Genomic DNA, 24,467 nt, shown 5'->3' with positions numbered 1-24,467 from the left:
CCGTGCCACTGTGCAAGCGTAATGCGGTCCAGCCCGCTCGGGTAACCTTTCGCGGGCATCCGATCAGAGCAGTTCGGCGGCCTGCCGGGCGATCTGCAGTTCCTCGTTCGTCGGGACGACGAGGACCGTCACGCGCGACGCCTCGGAGGAGATCCGACGGATGCCGCGCTCGCGCGCCTCGTTGCGCGCGGGATCGATCTCGACCCCCGCGAATCCGAGGGTCGCCAGAGCATCGGCCCTGACCCGCGCGGCGTTCTCGCCGACGCCCGCGGTGAAGGAGATCACGTCGACGCCGCCGAGCTGCGCGATGTACGCGCCCGCGTAGGCCCGTAGCCGGTGGATGTAGACGTCGTAGGCCAGGGTGGCGGCGTCCTCGCCCTCCTCGACGCCGGCGAGGATGTCGCGCATGTCGCTGCGGCCGGCGAGTCCGAGGAGACCGCTGCGGCTGTTCAGCAGCGAATCGAGCTCGTCGATCGAGAGGCCCGCGCGCCGGGAGAGGTGCACGAGCGCGGCGGGATCGAGGTCGCCCGAGCGGGTGCCCATCACCAGGCCCTCGAGCGGTGTGAGGCCCATCGAGGTCTCGACCGAGCGGCCTCCGTCGATCGCGGTGGCCGAGGCGCCGTTGCCGAGATGGAAGACGATCTGCCGGAGGTCGGCGAGATCGCGTCCGAGGAAGGCAGCCGCCTTCTCGCTCACGTACTGGTGGCTCGTGCCGTGGAACCCGTAGCGGCGCACGCGGTGCTCGGCGGCGAGCTCCGCGTCGATCGCGTAGGTGTAGGCCGCGGGCGGAAGCGTCTGGTGGAACGCGGTGTCGAAGACGGCGACGTGCGGCACGGTGGTGAACACGGCTTTCGCGGCGCGGATGCCGGCGAGGTTGGCGGGGTTGTGCAGCGGCGCGAGCACGGCGAGCTCGTCGATCTGCCGCTCGACGTCGGCATCGATGCGAGTCGGGGCGAAGAAGCGGGCGCCGCCGTGCACCACGCGGTGGCCGACGGCGACGGGAGCTCGGGTTTCGAGGGACGGGCCGTGCTCGGCGAACTGCGCCAGCATCACGCTGAACGCGGCGTGATGGTCGGCCACCGGCTGCTCGCTGCGATACGTCGCGTCGAGCATGGTCGGCACGGCATCCGCATCCGTCTCCGGCCGCACGGTGTGCGCGACGGGACTCGCGTCCTGGCCGATTCGCTCGATCAGCCCGCTGGCGAGCTCGTTCTCACTCTCGACGTCGATCAGGCTGTACTTCAGCGAGGAGGACCCGCTGTTGATCACCAGGATCGCGCTCATGCGCTGCCCTCCTCTGTTGCGCCGTCGCCTGTCGCACTCTGGGCCTGGATCGCGGTGATCGCCACGGTGTTCACGATGTCGTCGACGAGCGCTCCGCGCGACAGGTCGTTGATCGGCTTGTTGAGACCCTGGAGCACCGGTCCGATCGCGACAGCGCCGGCCGAGCGCTGCACCGCCTTGTAGGTGTTGTTGCCCGTGTTGAGGTCGGGGAAGACGAACACCGTCGCCCGCCCGGCCACGGCGGAATCCGGCAGCTTGGCCTTCGCGACCGCGGCGTCGGCAGCCGCGTCATATTGGATCGGGCCCTCCACCGGCAGCTCGGGTGCACGCTCGCGCACCAGTGCGGTGGCTGCGCGCACCTTGTCGACGTCGGCGCCGGAGCCCGACTCCCCCGTCGAGTACGACAGCATCGCCACCCGCGGATCGATGCCGAACTGGCGGGCGGTCGCGGCAGACGAGATCGCGATGTCGGCGAGCTGCTCGCTGGTCGGATCGGGGATCACGGCGCAGTCGCCGTAGACGAGCACCCGGTCGGCCAGAGCCATCAGGAACACGCTGGACACGACGTTCACGCCCGGCTTGGTCTTGATGATCTCGAACGACGGACGAATCGTGTGAGCGGTCGTGTGCGCGGCGCCGGAGACCATGCCGTCGGCGAGGCCGAGGTGCACCATCATCGTGCCGAAGTACGACACGTCCGTCACGGTGTCGGCGGCCTGGGCGAGCGTGATGCCCTTGTGTGCCCGCAGTCGGGCGTATTCCGCGGCGAAGCGCTCGACCAGTTCCGGGTCCGTCGTGCTGATCACCTGGGCTGCGGCGATGTCGACGCCGAGCTCGATCGCCCTCGCCCGGATCGCTGCCTCGTCGCCCAGGATCGTCAGATCGGCCACCTCCCGCGCGAGCAGGGTCGCCGCGGCGCGGAGGATGCGGTCGTCATCACCCTCGGGCAGCACGATGCGCCGCCGGTCGGCGCGTGCACGCTCGATGAGGCCGTACTCGAACATCAGCGGGGTCACGACGCGCGACTCCGCGAGACCGAGCTGCGTCGTGAGCTCGGAGACGTCGACATGCGTCTGGAAGAGGCCGAGCGCGCGGTCGTAGCGGGCGCGGGAATCCGGTGAGATCCGTCCGCGGGTGCCCATCACCCGCACGGCGGTGTCGTACGTTCCGAGATCGGTGGTGATGATCGGCACCGAGGAGGCGAAGCCGTCCAGCAGGCGCACGATCGGCTCCGGCAGGGGGAACGGTCCGTTGAGGATGATGCCCGCGATGCGCGGGAAGGTGCCGGACGAATCGGCGAGGAGCGCGGCGAGGAGCACTTCGGTGCGGTCCGCCGGAATCACCACGACCGCCTCCTCGGTGAGTCGAGGGAGCACGTTCACCATCGACATGCCCGCGACCACGATCGTCAGGGCCTCCCGGGTGAGTCGGTCGTCATCGCCTTTGAGAAGCTTCCCGTCGACGGCGGCGAGGATGCCGCGGATCGAGGGCGCGACCAGATTGCGGTCCTCGGGGATCGTCCACACCGGAGTGCGGTCTTCCGGGAGGACGCCGGAGACCTCGGCCACGATGCCGTCGAAGGCTTCGGGGTCTGCGCGGTTCACGATCACGGCGAACAGTTCGGCCCGCTCCGTGGAGAGCTCGGACAGGGCGAGGGCGGCGATCTGCCCGACGGCCGCCGCGGTGCGCGCGGTGGTCGTGCCGAGCTGCTCGGCCTGCCGCTGCTGGTCGCGTCCGCTGAGTACGAGCAGCACGGGCGTTCCGAGGTTGGCGGCGATCCGGGCGTTGAAGCCGAGCTCGGCGGGGCTCGCGACGTCGGTGTAGTCACTGCCGATGATGACGACCGCATCGCACTGCGCCTCGACCGCCTTGAAGCGGGCGACGATGGTCGACAGCGCCTTCTCGGGCTCGTGGCGCACGTCGTCGTAGGTGACGCCGATGCAGTCGTCGTAGTCGAGGTGGACCCCGTCATGTGCGAGGAGCAGCTCGAGGATCTCGTCGCGCTCCGTGACCGACCGGGCGATCGGTCGGAACACCCCGACTCGCGGTGTCACGCGCATCAGCGCGTCGAGCACCCCGAGGGCGATCGTCGATTTTCCGGTATGGCCTTCGGCCGAGGTTATGTAGATGCTCCGCGCCACGGGTTCAGCTTAGGCGCGCCCGGCCGTACAGGTGCCGGACAGGGCATCGACGACGGCCGTCGCGTCGGCTTCGAAGCGGGCGTAGTAGTCGCGGTCGGTGTTGATCTGCACCCGGTGGATCGCATGCGAGGGTTCCATCCGCTGCCAGTCGGGCAGTCGCACGAGTCGTTCGTAGAACTTCGTCGCCGCCGTCGCCGGATCCATGCGCTCCTCGACGCTGCCCCACCACTCCTGCTGCTGGAACAGCCCGATGCTGGTCGTCCGCGATCCGTCCGGGTTGGTGAAGCCGGTGGTCTCCCAGTCGCCGTAGTCGATGTTGCGCAGGCTGCTCTCGCCCATCGCGGTCATCACGCCGAGCACCTGCCCGTCGTGGCCCAGACCGAGAGCGGATGCCGTGCGCACGATGGTCGCGGCGTTCTCGAGCTGTTCACCGCTCCAGCCGGCGACGCCCGCTTTCGGGAACGTGCGCGGATCGTCGACGCAGAGCTCGGGATCGCGGGCGAGCCCGAGCGGGATCAGCACCAGGAGCGCGGCGGCCACGACCACGGCCCCGGTCGACAGCAGGATGCGCTGCAGCATCCGACGGCGACGCAGGCGGATCGCCGCCTGACGCCGACTGCCGGGCTTGCGCCGTTTCGCTGCCGGCTTCCTGCGGGCGGGAGGTTTCGCGTTCCGCCTCTGGGGCGACGATCTCGTGCTGCTCCGGCGTCGGGCAGCGTTCCCGGGCTTTGCTCGTCGTGCGCTCACGGGGCTCGGACTTCGCGGTCCGGTCGCCGGCTCCGGCCGATGAACGCGGCGATCCCGCCGCCGATCGCCCCGAACAGATGCCCCTGCCAGGAGACGCCCTCTGCGGCACCGAACACTCCGGCGAACATCGATCCGCCGTAGACGGAGATGACGATCAGCGCGATCACGGCGTAGAGGATGCGGTGCGCGACCCGCCCGCGGACGAAGACGCGCAACACGACGTAGCCGAAGTAGCCGAACACGAGACCGGAGGCGCCGACCGTGAGGGTTCCGGGCGCGTTCACGAGCCAGGTGCCGAGTCCGCCGATGATCGCCGCGATCGCGGTGACGGCCCAGAATCGACGTGTGCCTTCGACGGCCACGAGGCAGCCCAGTACGAGGAAGGGCACCGAGTTGGCGATCAGGTGCGCCCAGTTCGCGTGCAGCAAGGGTCCGAGGACGATGCCGCCGAGGCCCTCGAGATCCCACGATCGCAGTCCGAACCCGGAGAACGAGCCGGGGAGGATCGCGTCGAGGATCTGGATCAGCCACATGACCGCCAGCAGGACGACCGGCGAGAGGAAACGGCCGAGTGCCCGGCTGGTGCTCGGGGCGTTCGGTGTGCTGCGGGGCGGCATGACGGTCACGTCCTGATTGTCGCAGTCGTTTCCCGGAGTCGACTGAGCAGAGCGTCGATCAACGATCGGTCGACGCGGCGATCGCGGCGAAATTGTTCACGCGCGCGAGGGTGTTCATGCTCGGGCGAGGTCGGGAACCCGTGGTCGTGACGTGCGCCAGGTCCCGGAGGGGTCCCACCACTCCGGTCCCCGGATCTCGGGGACACCGTCGTTCATACGGATTTCCCACCCCGACCAGTCCAGGGATCGGTGGTGCCACCAGCACAAGGGGACCCCGTTGTCGGTATGCGTCGGACCGCCGCGGGCATGTTCGGTCACGTGGTGGATCTCACACCAGGATGCCGGAACATGACACCCGGGAACGAGGCATTCTCGATCTCTGGCGATGATCGCCCGCCGTTGATGCACCGTGAACACCCGATCCGTGACCGAGATCCCGACGATTCGTCCTTCGTCGAACAGCACGCGTTGAATCGCCCCGTTGCACGCGGTGTGCGCGGCGACATGCAGCGGGACGGGGGCTTGCGACCCGGCCATCGTCGCCCATCCACGCCCTGCGGCGAGGTCTTTGGCGTCGACATGGACGACCAGGGTCGGGGCTGCCCCACCGAGTGAAGGCATGTCCGCGTGCCGGGCCGCGATTCCCAACGCCGCGGCGAACGCATCATGACGCTTCTGGCCGGCAGTGCGCCGATCGATCGGCTCATCCTCGAAACCATCGTCGTGACCGGGGTGCTCTGAGCCGTCACCCTCTGAGTCTTCGAAATGCACGCCCGGATGCGGGGGTCCATCCGTCTTCGGATTGTTCTGCGCATCGATCACGGACTGGAACTGCGCCGCAACATCCGGAAGCACATTCCCCCGGATCGAATGCAACCCGTCACGAAGGCGCCCGATCGTCAAGAACCGGTGATTCTGCGCACCACGATCCGACGGCTCCGGGCCATCAGGATCCAGGGTCATCGCGACCGACTGTGCGAACTGCCGCAGATCCTCCGGCGTCACCGGAGGACCCGGAACGTCCTCCGCACCCGCACCCGCATCCAGGTCCGCGTCCGGGTCAGCATCCGCGTCAACATCGCCGCCGTTGTCATCCGCCCGGTACCCGCGGGCATGGTCCGCCAACAGGGCATCCGCCGCAAGCATCGCCGCCCGCCCGACCTTGTGCGCGGCCTTATCGATCGGACCGATCGCCGCCAACAACCCCGCGACCCCGATCACCCCGTCCATCAACGCTTCCCGCAGAGCCGGGTACCGGGCCTCCAGCCGCTCCCCCGACGAGGGGCTGATCTGACGGCGCACCGCATCCGCGGCCTTCCCGACCCTCGTAGCGCCCGCCACATCCGTGCGCAACGCCCGCTGCAGGAGTTCGTTCTGCCCGCGGCATCCGAACGAGTGCGAGAAGTCCACATCCGCCGACGCGACCGACTCCACCACCACCGCCTCGATGCGACGGAACGCCTCCCCCGCAACCCGGAGCACATCCATGCGGTCCGCATCCGGCAAACCCGCCAGCACGTCACCGGACAGCACCGCATCGAGGTCGACGATGACCCGATCCAACGCTTCCGTGGTGCTGTTCATACCCCCTAGTCAACCGAGGGCCACCGACATTCCGACCCCGAAAAGCACCAGATCAAAGGCGCATTTCCGATATGCCGGCATACGCTCATACCGGAGCGCAGATCCAGACCCTTCGACAAGCTCAGGGACCCAACAGCCGGGGAGACCACGGCGCGTTCGTCTCGCTCCGCTCCCTCGACAACCGGTAAGCACTGCGAGCCTTCACCACTCAGAGGGCAAAGAAATGACCCTCCGCGCACCCAGCAGAGCCCGGTTACCCTTGCTGCGTTTCCGCCCTGGGGGAATTGGCCTGGATGCCGCCACGCGGAGAGCCGTCGACAAGTCTAGCCGATGCCGGGTGCGCTGCCGTCCGGGCGGGTTACGATCGATTCACGCGCACCGATGCGCCCACGCGAGAGGGAACGCATGCCAGAGAACGCCCCCCTGATCCCGGCGACGATCGACGCCGAGCCGTTCGCCGTGCAGACCTCGGCGATCCTGGCGTCCATCGCGCAGGTGATCGACGGGAAGCCGGATGCCGTGCGCAGCGCCCTCGTCTGCCTGCTGGCCGAGGGCCACCTGCTGATCGAGGACGTCCCCGGCGTCGGCAAGACCATGCTGGCTCGGGCTCTCGCGGCGAGCGTGGACGCCACGGTGCGCCGCATCCAGTTCACGCCCGACCTGCTGCCCGGCGATGTCACCGGCGTCTCCGTCTACAACCCGGTCGACCGCGAGTTCGAGTTCAAGCGCGGGGCGATCTTCGCGCACATCGTGATCGCCGACGAGATCAACCGCTCCTCCCCCAAGACGCAGTCCGCGCTGCTCGAGGCGATGGAGGAGGGACAGGTCACGGTCGACGGCGCCACGCATCCTCTCCCCCGCCCGTTCCTCGTCGTCGCCACGCAGAATCCGCTGGAGATGGAGGGCACCTACGCCCTGCCCGAAGCGCAGCGCGATCGATTCATGATGCGTATCTCGATGGGGTATCCGGATGCCGCCGCCGAGGCGCTCATGCTCCGTCAGCGCGACGTCGTGAACCCGCTCGCGGCCGTGTCGCCGGTCGCCGACGCGGCATCCATCTCGCAGCTCATCGCCTGGGCGCGCGCGGTGCACGTCGCACCCGCGCTCGAGGAGTACGCCGTCTCACTCGCCCACGCCACCCGCTCCGACCCGAGCCTCCACCTGGGCGCGAGCCCTCGCGCCACGCTCCAACTGATCCGCTCGGCCAAGGTGTGGGCGGCGCTCGACGGCCGCGACTTCGTCATCCCCGACGACATCACCGCGCTTCTCATCCCGGTCCTCGCGCACCGCCTGCTCCCCGCCCGCGGAGCGCACCGCGCGGGGGCGCAGCCCGTCGAGGCCGCGCTCACCCAGATCGTCGAGCGGGTGCGCGTGCCCGTCGCGACGCGCTCCTGACGGATCAGCCATGCGCCGCCGCCGAACCCTCACCGCCCGCGGTGCCGGCGCGCTCGTCGCCGCCCTCTGCTGCATGATCGCTGCGAACCTCGTCGGTGCCCGCATCCTGCTCTACATCGGACTCCTCCTCGCCCTTCTCACCGTCTTCTCGGTGATCGCGGTGCGCGCACCCCGTCGCTCCGGAGTCGTCACCCGCCAGATCTCCACCGACCTGCTCACCGTGTCGGAGACGTCGCGGGTCTCGGTGCGATTCACCCTGCGCGCGCTGCGGGTGCCTCGCGGACTCTGGTACGACGTGCTGCCGGATGCCGTGTCCGGAGATTCCGGCGGCGAGTATCCGCCCGAGACCGGTCAGCTCAGCTACCCGATCACCGGCGTGCGACGCGGTGTCTGGTCGCTGGGGCCCCTGATGCTCCGCACGGTCGATCCCTTCGGACTGGCGCAGCGCGAGGAGGCCTTCGGCGATACCCGCAGCATCACGGTGGTGCCTGAGATCCTCACCCTCGCCCCGCTGGCCGTGCGGGTGGGCGCGGCAGGCGGCACCGCCCACACGTCATCCGCCCGCCTCGGTCAGGGCAGCGACAACCTCTCGCCGCGCGGCTACATCCCCGGCGACTCGATGCGGCGCATCCACTGGCGCGCCACGGCGCATCGCGGCCACCTGATGGTGCGGCAGGAGGAAGAGGAGTCCAGCCCCGATGCCGTGGTCGTCATCGACCGCAGCAGGAGCCGCTGGCCCGTCGCCGGGGCAGACGCCGACCCGGAGTTCGAGGCCGCCGTGTCGCTGTGCGCGTCCTCTGCCGTGCACCTCGCCGCAGAGGGCTACAGCGTCGACGTGCTCGACAGCGCCGGCACCCTGCTGGGCACGCTCCGGGGCCACGAAGACGATCGGGACGGCCTGCTCGTCGCCCTCGCGATGGTGTCTCCGCGCGGAGAGAGCAGGGATCTCGCGTCGCTCATCGGCGGAACACCGCCGGGACCTCTCGTGTACATCACCGGCCGTCTGGACGAGGAGGATGCCGCGCTGCTGCGACCGTCCGGTGCCGCCGCGCCGATGCTGTTCAGCACCGACCTTCTCCCCGGCGCCGCCGAAGCCGCCGGCCAGCACGGCTGGACCGTCTCCCCGCTCGGATCCGACGTCGCCGAGGCGTGGGAAGACGCGGTCTCCGCACGGATCGGAGTCGGCGATGTTCCGGGCTGAGCGCACCGCGGCGACATCGGCCGCCTCGGGTGCGGCTGAGGCCCGCGGCGTTCCACGCTGGCATCGCGACCATGACGACCCGACCGGCGTCGTCGCCCCGGGGGCTCTGGCCGCGGCCGCGGGCTTCGTCGCGATGTGGCCGTATACCTCGGTCATCCAGCCGGGAGCCTGGTCGTTCACCGTCGTCGCTGTCATCCTCGCGACAGCCGGCACCGGGATGCTGCTCCGCTGGCTGCTGCGCCGGAAAGCGCCCTGGGTGCGCGGCGTCGGCACCTTCGGCGCCCAACTCGCCGTCGCGGTCGCCGTCATCACGCAACTCGTCGCCGGCGACACGGCATTCCTCGGCGTCGTCCCGACCTCGTCCACCGTCTCGCTGTTCGGAGGACTCGGGATGGCGGTCTGGGACGAGATCGCCTTCGGCACCGCCCCGCTCGAGCCCTCCCCCGGTCTGACCGCCGCGATGGGCGTGGGTTTCGCCGTCGTCGCGATCGCGCTCGACCATCTGGTCGCCGATCGCGCCGCGGTGCTCGCGACGGTGGTGACGGCGGTGATCGGCGCGGTCCCCATGATCGTGACGCTCGGCGACGCCAACATCGTCTGGTTCGTGATGCTGGGAGTGATCGCACTCCTCGTGTTCCGGTTCACTGCCCGACGGCATCCGCTCTCCCCCCGCCGTTCGTCGACCTCGCTGGCCGTGGCCGTCGGCGCCGCGGCCCTGGCGGCGGCGGTCGCGATCGCACCCGCGCTGCCGGTGACGGCGAGCCTCGCCGGGACCGGAGTCGGAGTGACCGTCGACGCCTCCCTCCGCCTCGGCGACGACCTGCGGCAGCCGAACCCCGTCGAGGTGCTGACGGTGGCGACGAAGGGCGAGATCGCGCCGTATCTCCGCCTGACGACGCTCTCGCGTTTCGATGGTCGGGTGTGGCAGCCCGACCGCGGAGACCTGCAGTCGCAGGCCGACGGATTCGGGGATGCCGAGTGGGGTGCCGACGTCGCCGCGGAGGACGAGACCACCTCGATCCGCATCCTGCGCATGTCGAGCTCCTGGCTGCCGGTCCCCTATCCCGCCACCCGCGTGCAGGGCCTCAGCGGCGCCTGGCGGGTCGCGACCGACAATCGCACACTCGTGTCGCGCAGCGCGGATGCCGCGGGCAACGACTACACGGTCGGCTCGACCCGTGTGCGTCCGACCCTCGAGCAGATCCGTGCTCTCGATGCCGCGCCGCCGGTCGAGCGCGAGGAGCCGGTGGAGATCCCCGAGATCGTGGCGAGCCTCGCCGACGACGTGACGGCAGTGGCGAGCACCGACTACGACCGGCTCATCGCCCTGCAGAGCTGGTTCCGCTCGGAGTTCACCTACTCGCTCGAGACCCCGGTCGACGAGGGATTCGACGGCACGGGTGCGGAGGCGGTCGCAGAGTTCCTCGACGAGCGGTCGGGCTACTGCGTGCACTTCGCCGGAGCGTTCGCCCTCATGGCGGAGACCCTCGGCATGCAGGCGCGCATCGTGGTCGGCTACCTGCCCGGCTCGCTCACCGATGAGAAGCGCGGCGATGAATCCGTCTTCTCGGTGTCGAGCGATCAGCTGCACTCCTGGCCCGAGGTGCTCTTCCCGGGTGTCGGATGGATCCCGTTCGAGCCGACGGCGTCGCTCGGCGTTCCGACCGCCTTCGAAGCCGGCGCCGTCGAGGGCGGCGGCCCGAACGGCCCGTCGACACCGGCTCCGACCGCCGCACCCGACGCCGAGGAGACCACCGACCCCGAGATCGATCGCGGCGACACCGAGGAGACCGCCGGATCGACGGGAGAGCTGCGGCGTCTGGACGCGATGCCGGTGGTGCTCGGCTTCACGGGCGTCGTCTTGCTGCTTCTTCTCCCCGCGCTCATCCGCCGCGTCGAGCGCCTGATCCGTCTTCGCCGTGCCCGAGCCGGTGATCCCGCTGCCGCCTGGGCGGAGCTGCGAGACACTCTGCTCGACCTGCGGTTGCCGATGTCGGATGCCGACACTCCGCGCGAACGCGGCGCAGACCTCGTGCGGGAGAACGACGTGGATGCGGCGGCGATGCGCCGACTGACGGATGCCGTCGAACGCGCGAACTACGCCCGGGCCGGTGCGGATGCGGCCGACCTCGCCGAGCCGCTCCGCGTGGTGCTGGCGCGGCTGCACCGCAGCGTCGACCGACCGGGTCGAGTGCGCGCGCTGCTCCTGCCCCGTTCTCTGTTCGCGACGCGAGGATCGGATGCCGCGCTCACCGCGTGACGTCAGGCCGCGTGACGTCGAGCCCTGTGATCAGGCGGCGTGCGCGGTGCAGGGCACCGACTCGCAGTCGTCGCACACGACGAACTGTGCGCGGCAGGAGCGGTCGGGGCAGTTCGCGGTGCGCTTGGTCGCCGCGCCGCATCCGACGCACTCGCCGACGACCTGCGCGTGATCCGAGAAGTCGACGGAGCCGCGGCCGTCGAAGACGTACAGCGATCCTTCCCACAGCCCCTCGTCGCCGTACTTCTCGCCGTAGCGGACGATCCCGCCCTCGAGCTGATAGACCTCGCCGAATCCGCGGGCGGTCATCAGACTGGAGAGCACTTCGCATCGGATGCCGCCGGTGCAGTACGTGACGACGGGCTTTCCTTTGAGGTCGTCGTAGGCGCCCGAATCGAGCAGCTCGACGAAGTCCCGGGTGGTCTCGGTGTCGGGCACGACCGCGCCGCGGAAGCGTCCGATCTGCGCCTCGAGGGCGTTCCGGCCGTCGAAGAACACCACGTCGTCGCCGCGTTCGCCGACCAGGTCGTGGAGCGCCTCGGGCGTCAGCTTCGTTCCGCCGCCGACGACGCCGTCCTCGTCGACCCGGAGTTCACCCGGGGCTCCGAACGAGACGATCTCGTCGCGCACCTTGACGCTGAGCTTCGGGAAGTCGAGGCTCCGCCCGTCGGCATCGAGCCCTGTCCCCTCGCTCCACTTGATGTCGGCGTTCGAGAAGGGGGCGTAGGAGCGGAAAGAGCGCGCCCACTTCTTCAGCGCGCGCACATCGCCGCCGAGCGTGCCGTTGACGCCGTGCTCCGAGATGATCACGCGCCCACGCAGCCCCAGCGCTTCACCGAGGTCACGCTGCCAGAGCCGGATGGCCTCGGGGTCGGCGAGCGGGGTGAAGACGTAGAACAGGACGATCTTGGGGGTTGCCACCTGAGGATTTTACGCTTCCCTCGCCGAGGCTCCGATTCCGGTCACAGCCGATCGCGCCGGCGCAGCACGACGACCACGACGGCGGCGAGCGCTGCGAGCCAGGCCAGCGTGGCCGTCGTGCCGGCTCCCAGGCCGAGGCCGTCCGCATCCATCCCCGACATCGCGAGCAGAGCGGAGAGCGGGAGGGCAGCGGCGACATCCGGCACGACCTCCGCGAGGACGAGAGCCGGCATCAGCGTCGCGGGGACGATGAACAGGACGAGGATCGGGCTGCGGACCAGGATGCCGACGAAGTACCCCCAGAGTCCTGCTCCGGCCGTCGCCGCCACGACAGAGGCCGCTTCGAGAGCTGTCAGCAGCGTCTCGCCTGCCAGCGCCAGGAACGCCACCTGCACGACCGCGACGCCGAACGCCCCGAAGAACGCCGTCGCGACCACGCTGGACCCGGCGCGCGCCGCGAAGCTCACGATCGGCGAGGTGAAGAGCTGCTCGCGGGCCAGCACGCCTGTCTTGTCGGCGAGCGCGACCCCGAGCGCCCCCAGCACGGCCGCGATCATGAACAGTCCTCCGAACAGCGAGGTGGCGAGCGCAGCCCCCAGCGACTCGATGATCGCCGGCGGCGCCGCACGCAGATCGGGCGGCAGCGATGCTGCCAGCGACAGCGCCGAGAGCAGAGCGAGCGGAAGGAATGCCCACGGGAGGAGGTCGCCGCGCAGTCGCCGCCACTCCGCCGCGACTCCCCGTGCGATCAGCGAGCCGCCGACCGCGGATGCTCGCCCGACGAGCACGGTCACGGCTCGCGCCGCCGCACGGTGACGACGGCGAGCACGGCCGTCGCGACCGCCCATCCGGCGAGGACGAGCGCACTCCCCCACCACGGCAGGAGACCGTCGATCGGCGCCCCCGTGACACCGGCGAAGGCACCCACCGGCAGGAAGCGCTCGAGCTGGGGGACGGTGAAGAGCAACGGCAGCTCGATCATCAGCGGGATGAGAAGCACCACACCCGAGACGGCGTAGTAGTTGCGGACGACCCAGCCGAGCGAGACGCCGATCGCGGCCCCGCTCGTCGCCGCGAAGAGGGAGCCGAGCAGAATCGCCCAGAAAGCTCCGTCGACCTGCAGCTGTCGCCCGTGGAAGGCGAGCACCACGCCCGTGACGACCGCCCAGATGGCGGCCCCCAGCAGGCACAGCAGCACGCTCGTGATCGCGCTGGCGACGAGCTTCGACAGGAAGACGCGGCGCAGCGAGGTGATCACGAGGGATCGCGGCATCGACCGGTAATAGTGCTCGCGCGACACGGCGTAGCTGCCGAGGTACATGGCGACGACCCCGATCGACGCGATCAATCCGAAGACGATGCGGGTCGCGGGGCCATCGTCGAGTTGCCGCAGACCGTCGACCGGCGGACCCACCGTGAGCATCAGCGAGGGGATCAGGATGGCGAACGACGCGACACCGAGCATCGCGAACCCGCTGAAGCTGCGGAGGAGCTCGCTCTTGAGCACGTCAGGCACGGAACGCCCCTCCCTCGGAGCCGTCGACGAGTTCGAAGTATCCCTCTTCCAGGGTGGCTGCTCCCCCGGATGTCAGAGACTCGAGGGGTCCGTGGAACAGCATGCTCCGGCGCATCACCACGACCTCGTCGACCGTCTGCTCCAGCTCGGCGAGCTGGTGACTGGAGACGAGGACCGTGCCGCCCTGCGCGGCGAAGGAGCGGATGAAGCCGCGGAGCCAGCGGATGCCGCTCGGATCGAGTCCGTTCGCCGGTTCGTCGAGCACGAGGAGCTCGGGGTCGCCGAGCAGCGCCGTCGCCAGCCCGAGTCGCTGACGCATGCCGGTCGAGAACCGGTGCACCCGCTTGCCGGCATGAGCTGCGAGATCGGCCTGCTCGAGGACCGCGTCGACGCGCGACCGCGGCATCCCGGCCGCCAGGCGATAGATGTCCAGATGCCGACGAGCGGTGATCCCGGTCTCGAAGCCCAGGCCATCCATGTGCACGCCGACCCGGCGGGCAGGCGAGCTCAGCGCGGCGAACGGCTCACCGAACACGGTCGCACGACCGGCGGTCGGGTGCAGCAGCCCCACGAGGCCGCGCAGGGCGGTGCTCTTTCCGGCTCCGTTCGGACCGAGCAGTCCGACCACCGAGCCCTGTCGCACCGTGAAGCTCAGGTCTCTCACGACGGCATCGCCGCCGTAGCTCTTGCTGAATCCGTCGAAGCTGACGACCGCGGTCATGGGGTCACTCCTTGCGTGAGGGGGCGGGTGAGGGAGGGCCGACCGAGGAGTCGGTCCGCGTGGCGGTGGATCGGGGCGACGAGCTCGGGGTGCTCGCCGCCGTCCGCGCGGGTGAGGAGCTTGGTGAGCACGTAGAGCTGGGACACGACGCCGTCGTAGGTCTCGAGGTCGTGGCGGAAGCGACGCGCGATCTCTTCCGCCACCTCGGGGATCGCGAGCGAATGGCAGAGGAGGAAGGCGGCGTCGTAGCCTCGCGGGGCCGATCCCCACGCCTCCCAGTCGACGATCGAGAACGGTGCGGCGTGCAGATTGTTCCAGTGGAGATCGCCGTGACTCGCGCGCCACCGGCGCACGTCCGTGCGGACCTCGCGCCCGAAGAACACCGCGATCCGACGGCGCACTCCGACCGGGTCGACGGCGGTCCGCGTCGTCGACGTGCGGGAGACCATCTGCAGGCTGTGCCGCAGGTCGCTCCACCAGGCATCGTCCACGACCGGCGCGGCTCGGAGCTCCGGCGTCGGCGAGACGGGAACGCCGGCCGCCAGCGTCATCAGCTCGGCACGCACGACGGTGGGTCCTTCTCCTCGCTCGCTGACCTCCAGCACCGTCGGCTTCGCCACCGAGCGGATCTCGCCCGCATCGCGGTTCCCCGTCCACCAGTGACCCCGCGCCCATTCGGCACGGGACCAGACGACGCGGAGCCAGAGCCGCTGGTCGCCGCGCGTGACAGCACAGCCGATGGAGCGGTCGCGCCATCCGAACACGACCTCGCCGACGGCGCTCGCACCGAGTTCTTCGACGGATCGGGTCAGTGCGTGGCGCAGCATCCGCCGTACCTCGGACTCAGGTGCGGTCTCGATCTCGATCTCGTCGCGCAGAGCATCCGGTGTCATCCGTCGGCCTCCGATCCGAGCGCGCCGATCGGGCGGAGGAGGAAGGTCTGCCAGAGCCAGACGCCGAGGCCCGTGGCGCCGGAGCGCTCGAAGCGGGCGCGACCGAACTCCGGCAGCGTCGTGGAGCTTTCGACCTCGACCGCACCCGTCGTCCAGGCGGGGGCCACGAGAGCGGACTCGGTCAGTGGGACGAGCGCTGCGAGGTCGACCTCGTCCGGCTGGGCCTCTCCGGCGGCGAGGGTCGCGGTGCCCAGCGGCTGCTGCAGCAGGATGCCGTTCGTCTCGAGTGCGATCGGTGTGCCTGCGGCCGGCAGTTGCGCGGGGCTGCTCGCCACGAGCTTCACCCCGTCATCCCCCGCGGCGAAGCCGATGTGTTCGACCGACTGCACCGGGATGAGGAACAGCACCGCGCCGGCGAGCGCGCTCGTCACGGCGACCGTGACGGAGGTGCGCCGCCAGTCGAGCCGCGCTGCCCTGATCCGCCGCAGACCGCGGACGATGCCGACGATGACCACTCCCGCGACCAGTGCCAGCGTCGCCAGGTAGGCGAGTGCCGGCGCCGGCCCGAGCCCCGCGATCGAGATCGAGTAGCGGTACAGCACGAAGGCCACCAGTCCGACGGGGAACACCCGGCACGCGATGCCGTAGGCGATGAGCCACCCGCGCCGGTCTGCGCGCTGCGGCGCCACGGGTTCATCGATCCGGGCGCCGAGGAGCACCGCGCCGACTGCCCGCGCCGCCGCATCCATGGCATCGCGACGCAGGTGCGGGTGGTCGAGCGCCGACATCAGCGCCAGGTAGCCGTCCAGCTGCACGAACGGAAGCAGATTGAGCAACGTGATCACCAGGCAGGAGAGCGCGTACAGCACGAGCCCCGCGTGCAGCTGCGCGTCGGATACGATGCGCGCGGCGATCAGGCTCGCCGCCGCGAGGAGCAGGTGCACGGCGGGGCCGGCGAGCGCGACGGCGACCCGCTGACGACGTCGCGAGAGGCGCCACCCGTCGGTGACATCGCAGAAGAAGGCGGGTGCCAGGTAGAACAGCATCGCGCCGATGCGTCGAGGGGCGCCGCCGAACCTGCTGAGCGCGGCACCATGACCGAGCTCGTGCACGAGAGTGGTCAGCACGATCGCGGCCGCCAGCCCGAGCAGCATCGGGAACGGCAGCGGGCGCTGAAGCGCGCCGACCAGTTCTCCCCAGCCGAGGATCAGGGCGACGATCCCTCCGAGCAGGACGGCGACCGCGACGACGAGTCCCGGTGCGCCGAGGAGGAGGCGCGTCACGGGCCGCAGGGCGGCGAAGAGCGTCCGGGGGTCGCCGAAGCTGAGCTGCACGGTGAGCGGAGGCCGGAATCGCAGCGGCGAGCGCCGACGCGGTCGGCTGGCCCCCTCGCGGGCCAACAACCCGGCGCCGGCCAGCTGTCGTGCGACGCGTTCGACATCTCCCGAGGTCCAGGGGTCGCCGAGTCCGGTGGCGATCTCGTCGATCGTGGCTGCGCCCGTGAATCGCCGTGCGACGATGGCGACCGGGGCGGAGACGCGCGCCTTCGGCACTCCGTCGTGCGCGATGATCCAGCTGGCGTCAGGGGCGGCGCCACGGAGCGGGGCGTCGACCGTGACGTCGACTGCGAGGGCCGGGCGCGACGAGGCGGAGGCCGGTGGCGTGGTGCGGGCGCGTCGGGTGTCGGTCATGACTCGTCTCCTAGATCAGCGGGTGCGGGAGGATCGAGGTGTCAGGGGAGGCTCGGCGGTGGCGGCGGGCCCACGCGGCCAGGCGATCGTTGTCCCACGTCTCGTCGATCGATTCATCGAGCCGCAGCTGCTGGTACCCCGGGCAAACGACCTTGACCGCATGCCAGCCGAGCGCCTGGATCGGCTGAGGCAGTCGCAGGGTGAGGTCCACGAGGAGCGGGCTGCCGCCGTCGCGGACGATGTGGGCGACGAGGCCCTCGACCGTGGGCGCGGTGTCCGGCGCAGCCGCATGCCGAGCCGTGCGCGCCCACCCGGCGATCCAGTCCTCCATCGAGACGGCAGCCGACCCTGTCGTCCACCACCAGGCACGCGCCACGTCGTCCACGACCAGCGCGGGATGCGGCTGCTCGAAGGCTGCAGGGCGCGAGATGCGTGTGCGGAGGTTGCCCAGCAGTTCATGGATCTGCAGTGCCTCCTGCAGTGCTCCGCGCGCCGCCGCGGAGCCGGATGCCGACGCCTTGGCGCCGAACGAGGTCAGGGCCTCATCCCCCGATCGGTCGACGATGGCGCAGCAGATCACGCGCACCCCCGGTACGGCGCCCGAGATCTCACCGAAGATCGGCTGCAGCCCGATGCGTGCGGCCTCCGCGGCGAGCCGGTCGAGGTCGGGATCGCCGCCGGCGGGTTCGATGATCGAGACTCCGAGCCCTGTCCGCCAGGCGCACAGCACGGCATCCCGCTCGATCACCTCGAGAAGGGCGGCACGCACCGCCGATCCGGCGTCGAGTCCGGCGGCGGCTCCGGACGGCGAAGGGTCGAAGAGCGCGGGATCCGTGCCCGCCGACCGCCGGCGTCGACCCCCGTCGTCATCGATGGCGGCACCCGGCACGAGGACCGGGCGAGCGTCGGTCAGGCGAGTCGCGCGGTACCAGTCCAGCGGTACCGTTCGGAACGCATCGGCGCACACCCACCGCGGCCACCACACGTCGTGCTCCGCAGCGGCCCGCAGCGCGCCGAGGGCGCCGCGAACATCGGGCGCGCTGCGCTGCGCGAGAGCGAAGCGTTCGACGGCCTCACCCGCACCCCGCTCCAGAGCATGGCGTCGACGGAGATCGTAGGCGCCGACGTAGGCGAGCGGGTACTCGTCGCTGTCGCCGAGACCGACATCGACGAGCACCTTCCAGAGTGCCGCGCGGGCACCGTCGGGAGCGATGACCGCGAAATCGCGGGCGAGGCCGGATTCCGCGGCGAGGGTCTGCAGCGCGGGGGTCATCGGGAGCACTCGATCATCGACACGCTCCGCATGCCCTCGGTGAAGCGGACCGCAGCGACGTCGCCCACGACCAGCCCGGCGTCGTGCAGCTCCTCACGAAGCCGGCTCTCCTCGATCAGGTGCACGCGCGAGGCGAACGCCTCGGTCACGAGCTCGCCCTGCATCCGGCGTAGGCGCAGGACGCTCACGTCCCGGTATCCACCCGACTCGTTCACGTCTTCGGTCAGGAGCACCACGTCGGGCTCGTCGACAGAGAGCGGGACGAGCAGCGTCTCGGCGCGGCCGCGTCCGACCTCGACGGCGTGCACCGAGACGAGGAAGACCCCGTCCGGTGCGAGGTGCCGACGCACGGCATCGAACAGACCCCGCCGCTGCGCCGCATCGAGCAGCGTGACCGAGGTCGTCGCGAGCACGATCAGACCGAACTGCTCGTCGAGATCGAAGGCGCTCATGTCGCCGAGCACCGGGCGGATGCGCTCGATGCCGGCATCCCGCGCTCTGGCCTCGAGCAGCTGCAGCATCCGCGGCGAGTTGTCGAGAGCCACCACCTCGCGTTGGAGGCGTGCGAGCGGCAGGGTCAGTCGTCCCGACCCGCAGGCGAGTTCGAGGATGCTCCCCCGGGTCCGGCCGCCGGCACGCAGGATCTCACGGACCTCGCTGTCGTCGCCCGCTGTCATCGCGTCGTAGATCTCGGATCCTCGTTCGCTGTAGAGCTCGCCGACGACCGCGTGCGGGTCGAGGGCGGCGAGCAGCTGCGCTGCCGTGCGGCTCAGGGGGCACATGCCGGACTCCTCTCCGGGTTGACATGGGATGCTGGACGGCGAAGTCGGGGGCATAGCGGATGCACGAATTGCTGCCGAGCGGATGTGACACCCGCTACGCCCTCGACTTCGTCAGGTGAGTGCGACGGCGGCGCCGACGATGATGATGATGTCGCCGACGATGATGTACCAGGGCTCGGGTGCATCCATCGCCTCGATCTCCTCGAAGCTCAGATCCATGTGCTCACCTCCTCTCCTCTCGATGACGGTGGGTTTCGGTCGGTTCCGGCCGGGGATCAGGTCGCGGCCAGCCCGATGATGCCGACGACGACGCCGATCTTGACCGCGGCGTACCAGGTCCAGAAGTCGGGGGCGTCCATCGACTCGAGCTCTTCGAATCGCAGTTCGTTCGAGATCTCCATGTGTTTCACCTCCTCCGTGTCGTTCGGTGGCCTCGTGCCCGCCGGCGTCTAGGTGACGGCGGCGCCGATGGCGACGATGGCCAGTCCGGTCAGTACTCCGTTGACGAAGTCGCCCCATTCCGAGGGGGCGTCCATCGCCGGGAGTTCCTCGATGCGCAGGTCCAGTGCACTCATTTCGCTATCACCTCCTCCCGGTGGTCGATGAGAGGATCCGCAGCCGCGAGGGCGGACTCCGCGAACACCTCGTGGATCTCCGCGGAGCTGATGCGGCCGAGGGCGGGGAGGCGCCCACCCCAGGACTCATGGGCGCGCGCCGTCGCTTCCTGAACTCGCGCCGCGCCGGGTGCATCGATCGGGCGCAGGCCCCACCGGTCGAACAGCACCGGCAGCCCCTCACGCACCTCGGCGGGGAGGTCGGGAACAGCGGCACGCACCCAGGACCAGGCCAGAGCGAGGCGGTCACGCGATCCCCAGCGTTCGTCGCCGTCGGTGATGCGACCCCAGATCGCAGGCAGCACGGTGACCGTCGCCGGGATCTTCCTCGTGCCGGTCGCCCACGAGAGCTCATTGGCGAGGTACCAGTGCTTGGCCGCGTAGCTCGCGCGGCCGACGAGCGCCCAGCTGCGGTGACTCGCCGCGCTCAGCTGTGCTGCCAGGAGCCGTTCGTCGGCGCCGAGGAACCCTGTCCGCAGCGACTCGGCCAGCCCGGCTGCGCCCGTGACGATGGCGTGCGCGTCGTGATCGGCGGCGAGCGAGCGCGCGCTCCCGATCAGGGGCCCCACGACCCGGAGGATCACCTCGAGCAGTCCTTCCATCTGCAGCAGCCACGGAAGCGTGGAGGTGTGCACCGGGTCGAGGACCGCATGATCGGGGCGCAGACGCGCACCGGCCAGGAGCCGACGACCCCACGGAGTCACCTGGCACGCCACGCTGCTGACTTCGGCGCCGGTGCCCAGGGTCGTCGGGATGGCCATCAGCGGTATTCCCGCGTTCCGCGAGGAGACGAGTTCGGGGATGCGCACGAAGCCGCTCCGCTCGGCGAGCGCCCGCAGCGGCGTGGCCAGTTCGGGTGCGACGAGCAGCATCCGGGCGATCTTCGCCGCATCCATGGTCGAGCCGCCGCCCAGGGCCACCACCGCTGTCGCGTTCCGACCGGCCGCGAGGATGGCGGCCACGAGGTGTGCATCGCCCGCCGCGGCATCCACGCTCAGGTCGATGGCCCCCGGAAGCATCGCCAGCCCGACGGGTCCGACAGCGGGATCACGGATCACCAGCGGCCGGTCGCCGAGGGGGAAGCGGGCGAGAGCCGCAGCAGTGGACCCTGCGCCGGCCGTCACCCGCACCGGTTCGTAGGACTCCATGATGGTGATCACGCGGCGACCTCACAGTCGTCGAGGCCGTGCAGGACCGCGGTCTCGAGTTCGTCGAGGTCTCGGCGCTCGTAGACGTAGGCGGGCACGAGCTGGATGCAGCTCGGCCCGGGCTGCACGATCGCACCGGCTCGACGCGTCGCGGCCACGACCTGCGCGACCTCCGCACCGTCGAGCGCCCGCCCGTCGCGGGCGAGCAACAGGGAGCGGAAGCAGCCGGCGCCCCGCGTGCCGACGACACCGGGGTGCTCGCCGATGCGGGCGATGGTCGTATCGAGGGCGTCGCCGAGATCCTGCGCCAGCCGAAGAGCATCGAGGCGCTCGAACTCGGCCGCGGTGGCGAGGATGGCGGCGCAAGAGGCCGGGGTGCCCGCCTGCGTCTCGGCATGGACGAAGACCGCATCCCTGCGATCGAAGACCTCGCACACCGCTTCCGACACCAGAACAGCGGATGCCGCGGCGGCCCCGTTGGTCAGCGCCTTCGACAGCACGAGCACGTCGGGTGCGACCGGCCAGCGCTCCGACGCGAACAACGACCCGGTGCGTCCGAACCCGGTGGCCACCTCGTCGGCGACCAGCACGAAGTCGAACACCGCCCGCACCTCGGCGACCGCGGCGAGGAATGCGTCGTCGAGCACGACGGCGCCCGAGCCGAGCACCGGCTCCAGTACGAGCGCGGCGATCCGATCCCCCTCTCGCGCGAAGAGCTGCCGGAGCTGCTCCCCGCCGTCCTGCGCCGACACGTGCCGCACGCCCCTCCGGTCGGCGGAGTACACCGACTGGCCGAGGGCGTCACCGCTGAGGCTCAAGGCCCCGTAGGTCAGCCCGTGGTATCCGCCCTGAAGCCCGACCACGAGGTTGCGGTGCGGTGCGCCGCGGAGCGCCGCCGTGTGCCGGACCAGCTTCATGGTGAGGTCGTTGGCAGCGGCGCCCGAGGTCGAGAACACCACGCGGGCATAGCGATCCTCACCCGTGAGCGACAGGAGGGTCTCTGCCGTCTGCTGCGCGTAGGAGTGCGACGAGCGGAACAGCGACAGGTAGGAGGCAGAACGCAGGGCCGCACCGACGGCATCCGCCACGGCTTCGTTGCCGTATCCGAGCGGGACGTTCCAGAGCCCGCTGGTCGCGCACAGCAGCGAGGCGCCGTCGGCCGTGAGGACCCGCACGCCGGTGGCGCCCACGGCCTGCTCGGTCGGGCGGTCCCAGGCACTGGGCGCGGTCAGCCCCTCCCACAGCGGACGGCGAGGGAGAGACGGAGCGCGCCTCACCGGGGGCTCCGCGCGAACGATGCGAGATCGATGCCGGCTACAGCGAAGCGCGCACGGATCTCGCGCACCACGCCCTCGACCTCGCCTTCGCGCCGGCCGATCTCGGCCCCGAGGAGCCTGGATGCCGCGGCCTCGTCGCCGGTGGCGATCAGGCACTCCGCGGCCCTGGCGGCATCGAGTCCCAGCCGGAATCGGCGCCGCGTCGCGCGCTCCACCAGTACGTGATCACCGTCCTGGTCGGCGATGAGGAACGGGGCGTCAGCCGAGGTGATCGCCGGTCCGTCGTGGTCGAGCGCGGTGACGAGATGGCCGCCGAAGCCGGATATCTTGGTCGGCGCCTCGCGCCGGTCCCACTGGCGAAGGAGCTCGAGGGCAGCCACGTAGCGGGCGAACCAGGGGCGCGCGTCGAGCGCCGAACCGAGATCGCCGTCGCCGATGATCCGCGCGAACGAGCGCCCTGGCCCCGCACCCGTGAGGGCTGCCGCCTCGATGTCGGCGCGAGAGTCGCCGGCCCGGCCGAGCAGCAGCCCGTCGGGTCCATCGCGGTACTCCCCCTCGGCCGTGACGTGCACCCGTGTGAGCTCGCTCGCCGCGCCACCGGCCAACGATGCTCGGGAGTCGAGGAGCACCGCGCTGCTCAGCAGCTGGTCGACGAACGCCCCCGAAGAACGGGCCGAATCGGCGTCGCTGAAGAACGCCGCGATGCCCGCGGCCGAACCATGCCGCACGACAGTCAGTCCCACGATGGAGATGAACGGCGCCGCCAGATAGTCCTGCAGCTCGAACGTGTGGCGGCCGTCGAGGGTCATCTCGTCGCCCGGTTCGCGCCACGCGCCGTCGTAGGCCACGGCGGTGACCCGGTCGTCGGCGTCGTCCGGCGCGATCGTCGTGGGCGCGATCACGGCGTCGCCGGGCAGAGCGATGCGTCGCACCTCGTCGAGGTGCGCGGCGGACTCGAGGAAGAAGACCGTCCCTTCGGCGCCTGCGCGGCGTCCGCTCACATACTGTTCGAACGCGGCGGCGATCCGGTGACTGCTCCGCGGCGGCATCGTCGAGTGCACGCTCATCTTCCCCCCAGAAGTCGATTGAGGACTTTATGTCCTCACCTGAGGGTAGAAGAGTTACTCCACCGAGTGCAATATTTCAGCGGAGGCGGTGTTGTGCAGGAGAAGTGGGCGTCGGCGAGGCGTCAGCGGCCACCGCGCCCGACGCCATGAAGAGCACTGACGAGCGGGTTCTGATCACCGGGATCGACGATCACGCCCGATACCTCATCGAGTGCGAGTACCGGGAAGCGAGAGACCGCCCCGATCTTCTCGGCGCTCGCGAGCACGAGCACCTCCGCGCTGCGGGCGGCGAGTGCCCGCTTCGTCACAGCGTCGTCCAGCTCGCCGGTGGTGAGACCCTGCTCCGGGTCGACGCCGGTCACGCCGAGGAAGAACACGTCAGCCGCGAGGCGCGCGATCGCCTCCTGGGCGAGGGCGCCGCCCGCCACGCCGGAGTGCCTGTTGAGCTCGCCACCGACCATCAGCACGCGGGCCGCCGAATGCTCCATCGCAGCGAGCGCGACAGCGGGACTCGGGGTGATCACGGTCAGGTCGGCTCCGTGCGGCAGCATTCGCGCCATCGCCAGCGTGGTCGTGCCGGCATCGAGGATGATCGTCGACGCCGGACGGATGCGGGCGACGGCGGCCCGTGCCACGCGCTCCTTGCTGTCGCTCGCAACGCTCAGCCGCTGAGCGACGGGCGCGTCGGCCGCCGGCACCGGGAGCGCCCCGCCGTAGACGCGGATGCAGGACCCGGCTTCCGCGAGTTCTCGCAGATCACGTCGGATGGAGTCCTCGGACACACCCAGATCCATCGCGACCGACTTGGCGACGACGCGCCCGTCCGCGGCGAGGAGCTCGAGCAGATGATCCTTGCGCTGTGCACTCAGCATTCGCACTTCCTCCTGTTGTTTCACGTTTCTGCATGGTTAACGCTACAGTGTCGAGCATGAAGAAGCCACTCCTGATCCTGATCGCCGGCCCCTACCGCTCCGGCACCGGCGGAGACCCCGCTGCCATCGCCCGCAATCTCGAGACGCTCGAGGCCGCGGCTGCTCCCCTCCACCGCCTCGGCCACGTGCCGATGATCGGCGAATGGGTCGCGCTGCCGACCCTCCGCGGCCTCGACGAGACCGAGGCCGCGCAGACCGACGTGATGTACGAGACCGCCGCCCGCCTGCTCCAGCACTGCGATGCCGTGCTCCGGCTGCCGGGCGCCTCCGCCGGTGCCGACAACGACGTCGCGATCGCCCGCGAGCGTGGACTGCCGGTCTACCACCGGGTCGAGGAGATCCCGGCCGCATAGCCCGGTCACGCGGCACCCGGCCGATCGGATAAGATGAACAGGTTGTTCCT

At 70.5% G+C, this 24,467-nt stretch carries 24 protein-coding genes and 1 other RNA gene; 4 read left to right on the top strand and 21 right to left on the bottom strand.

Translation table 11 applies throughout. The features are described 5' to 3' along the window. Window positions 1–63 precede the first annotated feature (63 nt). The 6 genes from QFZ21_RS17980 to ffs all read right to left on the bottom strand — a co-directional run bounded on the left by QFZ21_RS17980 (window position 64) and on the right by ffs (window position 6,689). Window positions 64–1,284: an acetate/propionate family kinase gene (locus tag QFZ21_RS17980; protein ID WP_307380265.1), complete on the bottom strand. Its 1,221-nt coding sequence runs from the start codon at window positions 1,282–1,284 to the stop codon at window positions 64–66. Beyond that, window positions 1,281–3,425: a phosphate acetyltransferase gene (gene pta, locus QFZ21_RS17975; RefSeq protein WP_307380264.1), complete on the bottom strand. Its 2,145-nt coding sequence runs from the start codon at window positions 3,423–3,425 to the stop codon at window positions 1,281–1,283. The genes QFZ21_RS17980 and pta overlap by 4 nt, the downstream gene beginning before the upstream one ends. Window positions 3,426–3,434: 9 nt before the next feature. Continuing rightward, window positions 3,435–4,004 carry a hypothetical protein gene (locus QFZ21_RS17970; RefSeq protein ID WP_307380261.1) on the bottom strand — a complete coding sequence of 190 codons (570 nt, stop codon included), beginning with the start codon at window positions 4,002–4,004 and terminating at the stop codon, window positions 3,435–3,437. Window positions 4,005–4,168: 164 nt separating this feature from the next. Then, window positions 4,169–4,789 carry a rhomboid family intramembrane serine protease gene (locus QFZ21_RS17965; protein ID WP_307381343.1) on the bottom strand — a complete coding sequence of 207 codons (621 nt, stop codon included), beginning with the start codon at window positions 4,787–4,789 and terminating at the stop codon, window positions 4,169–4,171. Window positions 4,790–4,903: 114 nt separating this feature from the next. Then, window positions 4,904–6,373, bottom strand: a complete 1,470-nt coding sequence (locus QFZ21_RS17960; RefSeq protein WP_307380258.1) for an HNH endonuclease signature motif containing protein — start codon at window positions 6,371–6,373, stop codon at window positions 4,904–4,906. A gap of 219 nt (window positions 6,374–6,592) precedes the next feature. Further along, an RNA gene (gene ffs, locus QFZ21_RS17955) (signal recognition particle sRNA small type) lies at window positions 6,593–6,689 on the bottom strand. An 89-nt stretch (window positions 6,690–6,778) separates the two neighbouring features. Here ffs and QFZ21_RS17950 point away from each other — a divergent pair. From QFZ21_RS17950 to QFZ21_RS17940, 3 genes are read left to right on the top strand one after another with little or no spacing between them, the layout of a single operon-like run. Then, window positions 6,779–7,768, top strand: coding sequence for a MoxR family ATPase (locus QFZ21_RS17950; protein WP_307380255.1), 990 nt, complete (start codon window positions 6,779–6,781; stop codon window positions 7,766–7,768). Window positions 7,769–7,778: 10 nt separating this feature from the next. Beyond that, window positions 7,779–8,969, top strand: a complete 1,191-nt coding sequence (locus tag QFZ21_RS17945) for a DUF58 domain-containing protein (protein WP_307380253.1) — start codon at window positions 7,779–7,781, stop codon at window positions 8,967–8,969. Continuing rightward, window positions 8,956–11,229, top strand: a complete 2,274-nt coding sequence (locus tag QFZ21_RS17940; RefSeq protein WP_307380251.1) for a DUF3488 and transglutaminase-like domain-containing protein — start codon at window positions 8,956–8,958, stop codon at window positions 11,227–11,229. The genes QFZ21_RS17945 and QFZ21_RS17940 overlap by 14 nt, the downstream gene beginning before the upstream one ends. 30 nt (window positions 11,230–11,259) lie before the next feature. Here QFZ21_RS17940 and QFZ21_RS17935 read toward each other — a convergent pair whose 3' ends face one another. The 15 genes from QFZ21_RS17935 to QFZ21_RS17865 all read right to left on the bottom strand — a co-directional run bounded on the left by QFZ21_RS17935 (window position 11,260) and on the right by QFZ21_RS17865 (window position 24,004). Then, complete coding sequence (locus QFZ21_RS17935) at window positions 11,260–12,150, bottom strand: rhodanese-related sulfurtransferase (protein WP_307380249.1); 891 nt, start codon at window positions 12,148–12,150, stop codon at window positions 11,260–11,262. 41 nt (window positions 12,151–12,191) lie between these two features. Continuing rightward, window positions 12,192–12,944, bottom strand: coding sequence for a hypothetical protein (locus tag QFZ21_RS17930; RefSeq protein WP_307380247.1), 753 nt, complete (start codon window positions 12,942–12,944; stop codon window positions 12,192–12,194). After that, complete coding sequence (locus tag QFZ21_RS17925) at window positions 12,941–13,666, bottom strand: hypothetical protein (RefSeq protein ID WP_307380245.1); 726 nt, start codon at window positions 13,664–13,666, stop codon at window positions 12,941–12,943. The genes QFZ21_RS17930 and QFZ21_RS17925 overlap by 4 nt, the downstream gene beginning before the upstream one ends. Next, window positions 13,659–14,387: an ABC transporter ATP-binding protein gene (locus tag QFZ21_RS17920; protein ID WP_307380242.1), complete on the bottom strand. Its 729-nt coding sequence runs from the start codon at window positions 14,385–14,387 to the stop codon at window positions 13,659–13,661. The genes QFZ21_RS17925 and QFZ21_RS17920 overlap by 8 nt, the downstream gene beginning before the upstream one ends. Then, the gene (locus QFZ21_RS17915) at window positions 14,384–15,280 is read right to left on the bottom strand and encodes a hypothetical protein (RefSeq protein WP_307380240.1); all 897 of its coding nucleotides are present in this window, start codon (window positions 15,278–15,280) and stop codon (window positions 14,384–14,386) included. Before QFZ21_RS17915 ends, QFZ21_RS17920 begins: the two co-directional genes overlap by 4 nt. After that, window positions 15,277–16,971 (bottom strand): daptide biosynthesis intramembrane metalloprotease, encoded by a 1,695-nt coding sequence (gene mpaP, locus QFZ21_RS17910; protein ID WP_307380238.1) that lies wholly within the window; start codon window positions 16,969–16,971, stop codon window positions 15,277–15,279. Before mpaP ends, QFZ21_RS17915 begins: the two co-directional genes overlap by 4 nt. Before the next feature lie 10 nt (window positions 16,972–16,981). Then, window positions 16,982–18,244 (bottom strand): YcaO-like family protein, encoded by a 1,263-nt coding sequence (locus tag QFZ21_RS17905; protein WP_307380236.1) that lies wholly within the window; start codon window positions 18,242–18,244, stop codon window positions 16,982–16,984. After that, window positions 18,241–19,026, bottom strand: coding sequence for a daptide-type RiPP biosynthesis methyltransferase (mpaM, locus tag QFZ21_RS17900; protein WP_307380233.1), 786 nt, complete (start codon window positions 19,024–19,026; stop codon window positions 18,241–18,243). Before mpaM ends, QFZ21_RS17905 begins: the two co-directional genes overlap by 4 nt. A 111-nt stretch (window positions 19,027–19,137) precedes the next feature. After that, window positions 19,138–19,245: a daptide-type RiPP gene (locus QFZ21_RS17895; protein WP_307380230.1), complete on the bottom strand. Its 108-nt coding sequence runs from the start codon at window positions 19,243–19,245 to the stop codon at window positions 19,138–19,140. Between the two features lie 56 nt (window positions 19,246–19,301). Beyond that, complete coding sequence (locus QFZ21_RS17890; protein WP_307380228.1) at window positions 19,302–19,427, bottom strand: daptide-type RiPP; 126 nt, start codon at window positions 19,425–19,427, stop codon at window positions 19,302–19,304. A 48-nt stretch (window positions 19,428–19,475) separates the two neighbouring features. Beyond that, a complete protein-coding gene (locus tag QFZ21_RS17885; protein ID WP_307380225.1) occupies window positions 19,476–19,601 on the bottom strand; it encodes a daptide-type RiPP in 126 nt (41 codons plus the stop codon). Beyond that, complete coding sequence (gene mpaC / locus QFZ21_RS17880) at window positions 19,598–20,800, bottom strand: daptide-type RiPP biosynthesis dehydogenase (protein WP_307380223.1); 1,203 nt, start codon at window positions 20,798–20,800, stop codon at window positions 19,598–19,600. The genes QFZ21_RS17885 and mpaC overlap by 4 nt, the downstream gene beginning before the upstream one ends. Beyond that, the gene (mpaD, locus tag QFZ21_RS17875; protein WP_307380222.1) at window positions 20,797–22,065 is read right to left on the bottom strand and encodes a daptide-type RiPP biosynthesis aminotransferase; all 1,269 of its coding nucleotides are present in this window, start codon (window positions 22,063–22,065) and stop codon (window positions 20,797–20,799) included. The genes mpaC and mpaD overlap by 4 nt, the downstream gene beginning before the upstream one ends. Further along, window positions 22,062–23,132 carry a daptide biosynthesis RiPP recognition protein gene (gene mpaB, locus QFZ21_RS17870; RefSeq protein WP_307380220.1) on the bottom strand — a complete coding sequence of 357 codons (1,071 nt, stop codon included), beginning with the start codon at window positions 23,130–23,132 and terminating at the stop codon, window positions 22,062–22,064. The genes mpaD and mpaB overlap by 4 nt, the downstream gene beginning before the upstream one ends. A gap of 122 nt (window positions 23,133–23,254) precedes the next feature. Beyond that, on the bottom strand, window positions 23,255–24,004 hold the full coding sequence (locus QFZ21_RS17865) for a DeoR/GlpR family DNA-binding transcription regulator (RefSeq protein ID WP_307380219.1): 750 nt from the start codon (window positions 24,002–24,004) through the stop codon (window positions 23,255–23,257). Window positions 24,005–24,060: 56 nt separating this feature from the next. On the opposite strand from QFZ21_RS17865, the gene QFZ21_RS17860 reads away from it, so the two are divergent. Next, complete coding sequence (locus QFZ21_RS17860; protein WP_307380218.1) at window positions 24,061–24,417, top strand: DUF4406 domain-containing protein; 357 nt, start codon at window positions 24,061–24,063, stop codon at window positions 24,415–24,417. Window positions 24,418–24,467 lie beyond the last annotated feature (50 nt).

This window comes from Microbacterium sp. W4I20 (genome assembly GCF_030816505.1).
GTDB lineage: Bacteria > Actinomycetota > Actinomycetes > Actinomycetales > Microbacteriaceae > Microbacterium.
This window is presented reverse-complemented; position numbering and strand designations above follow the sequence as displayed.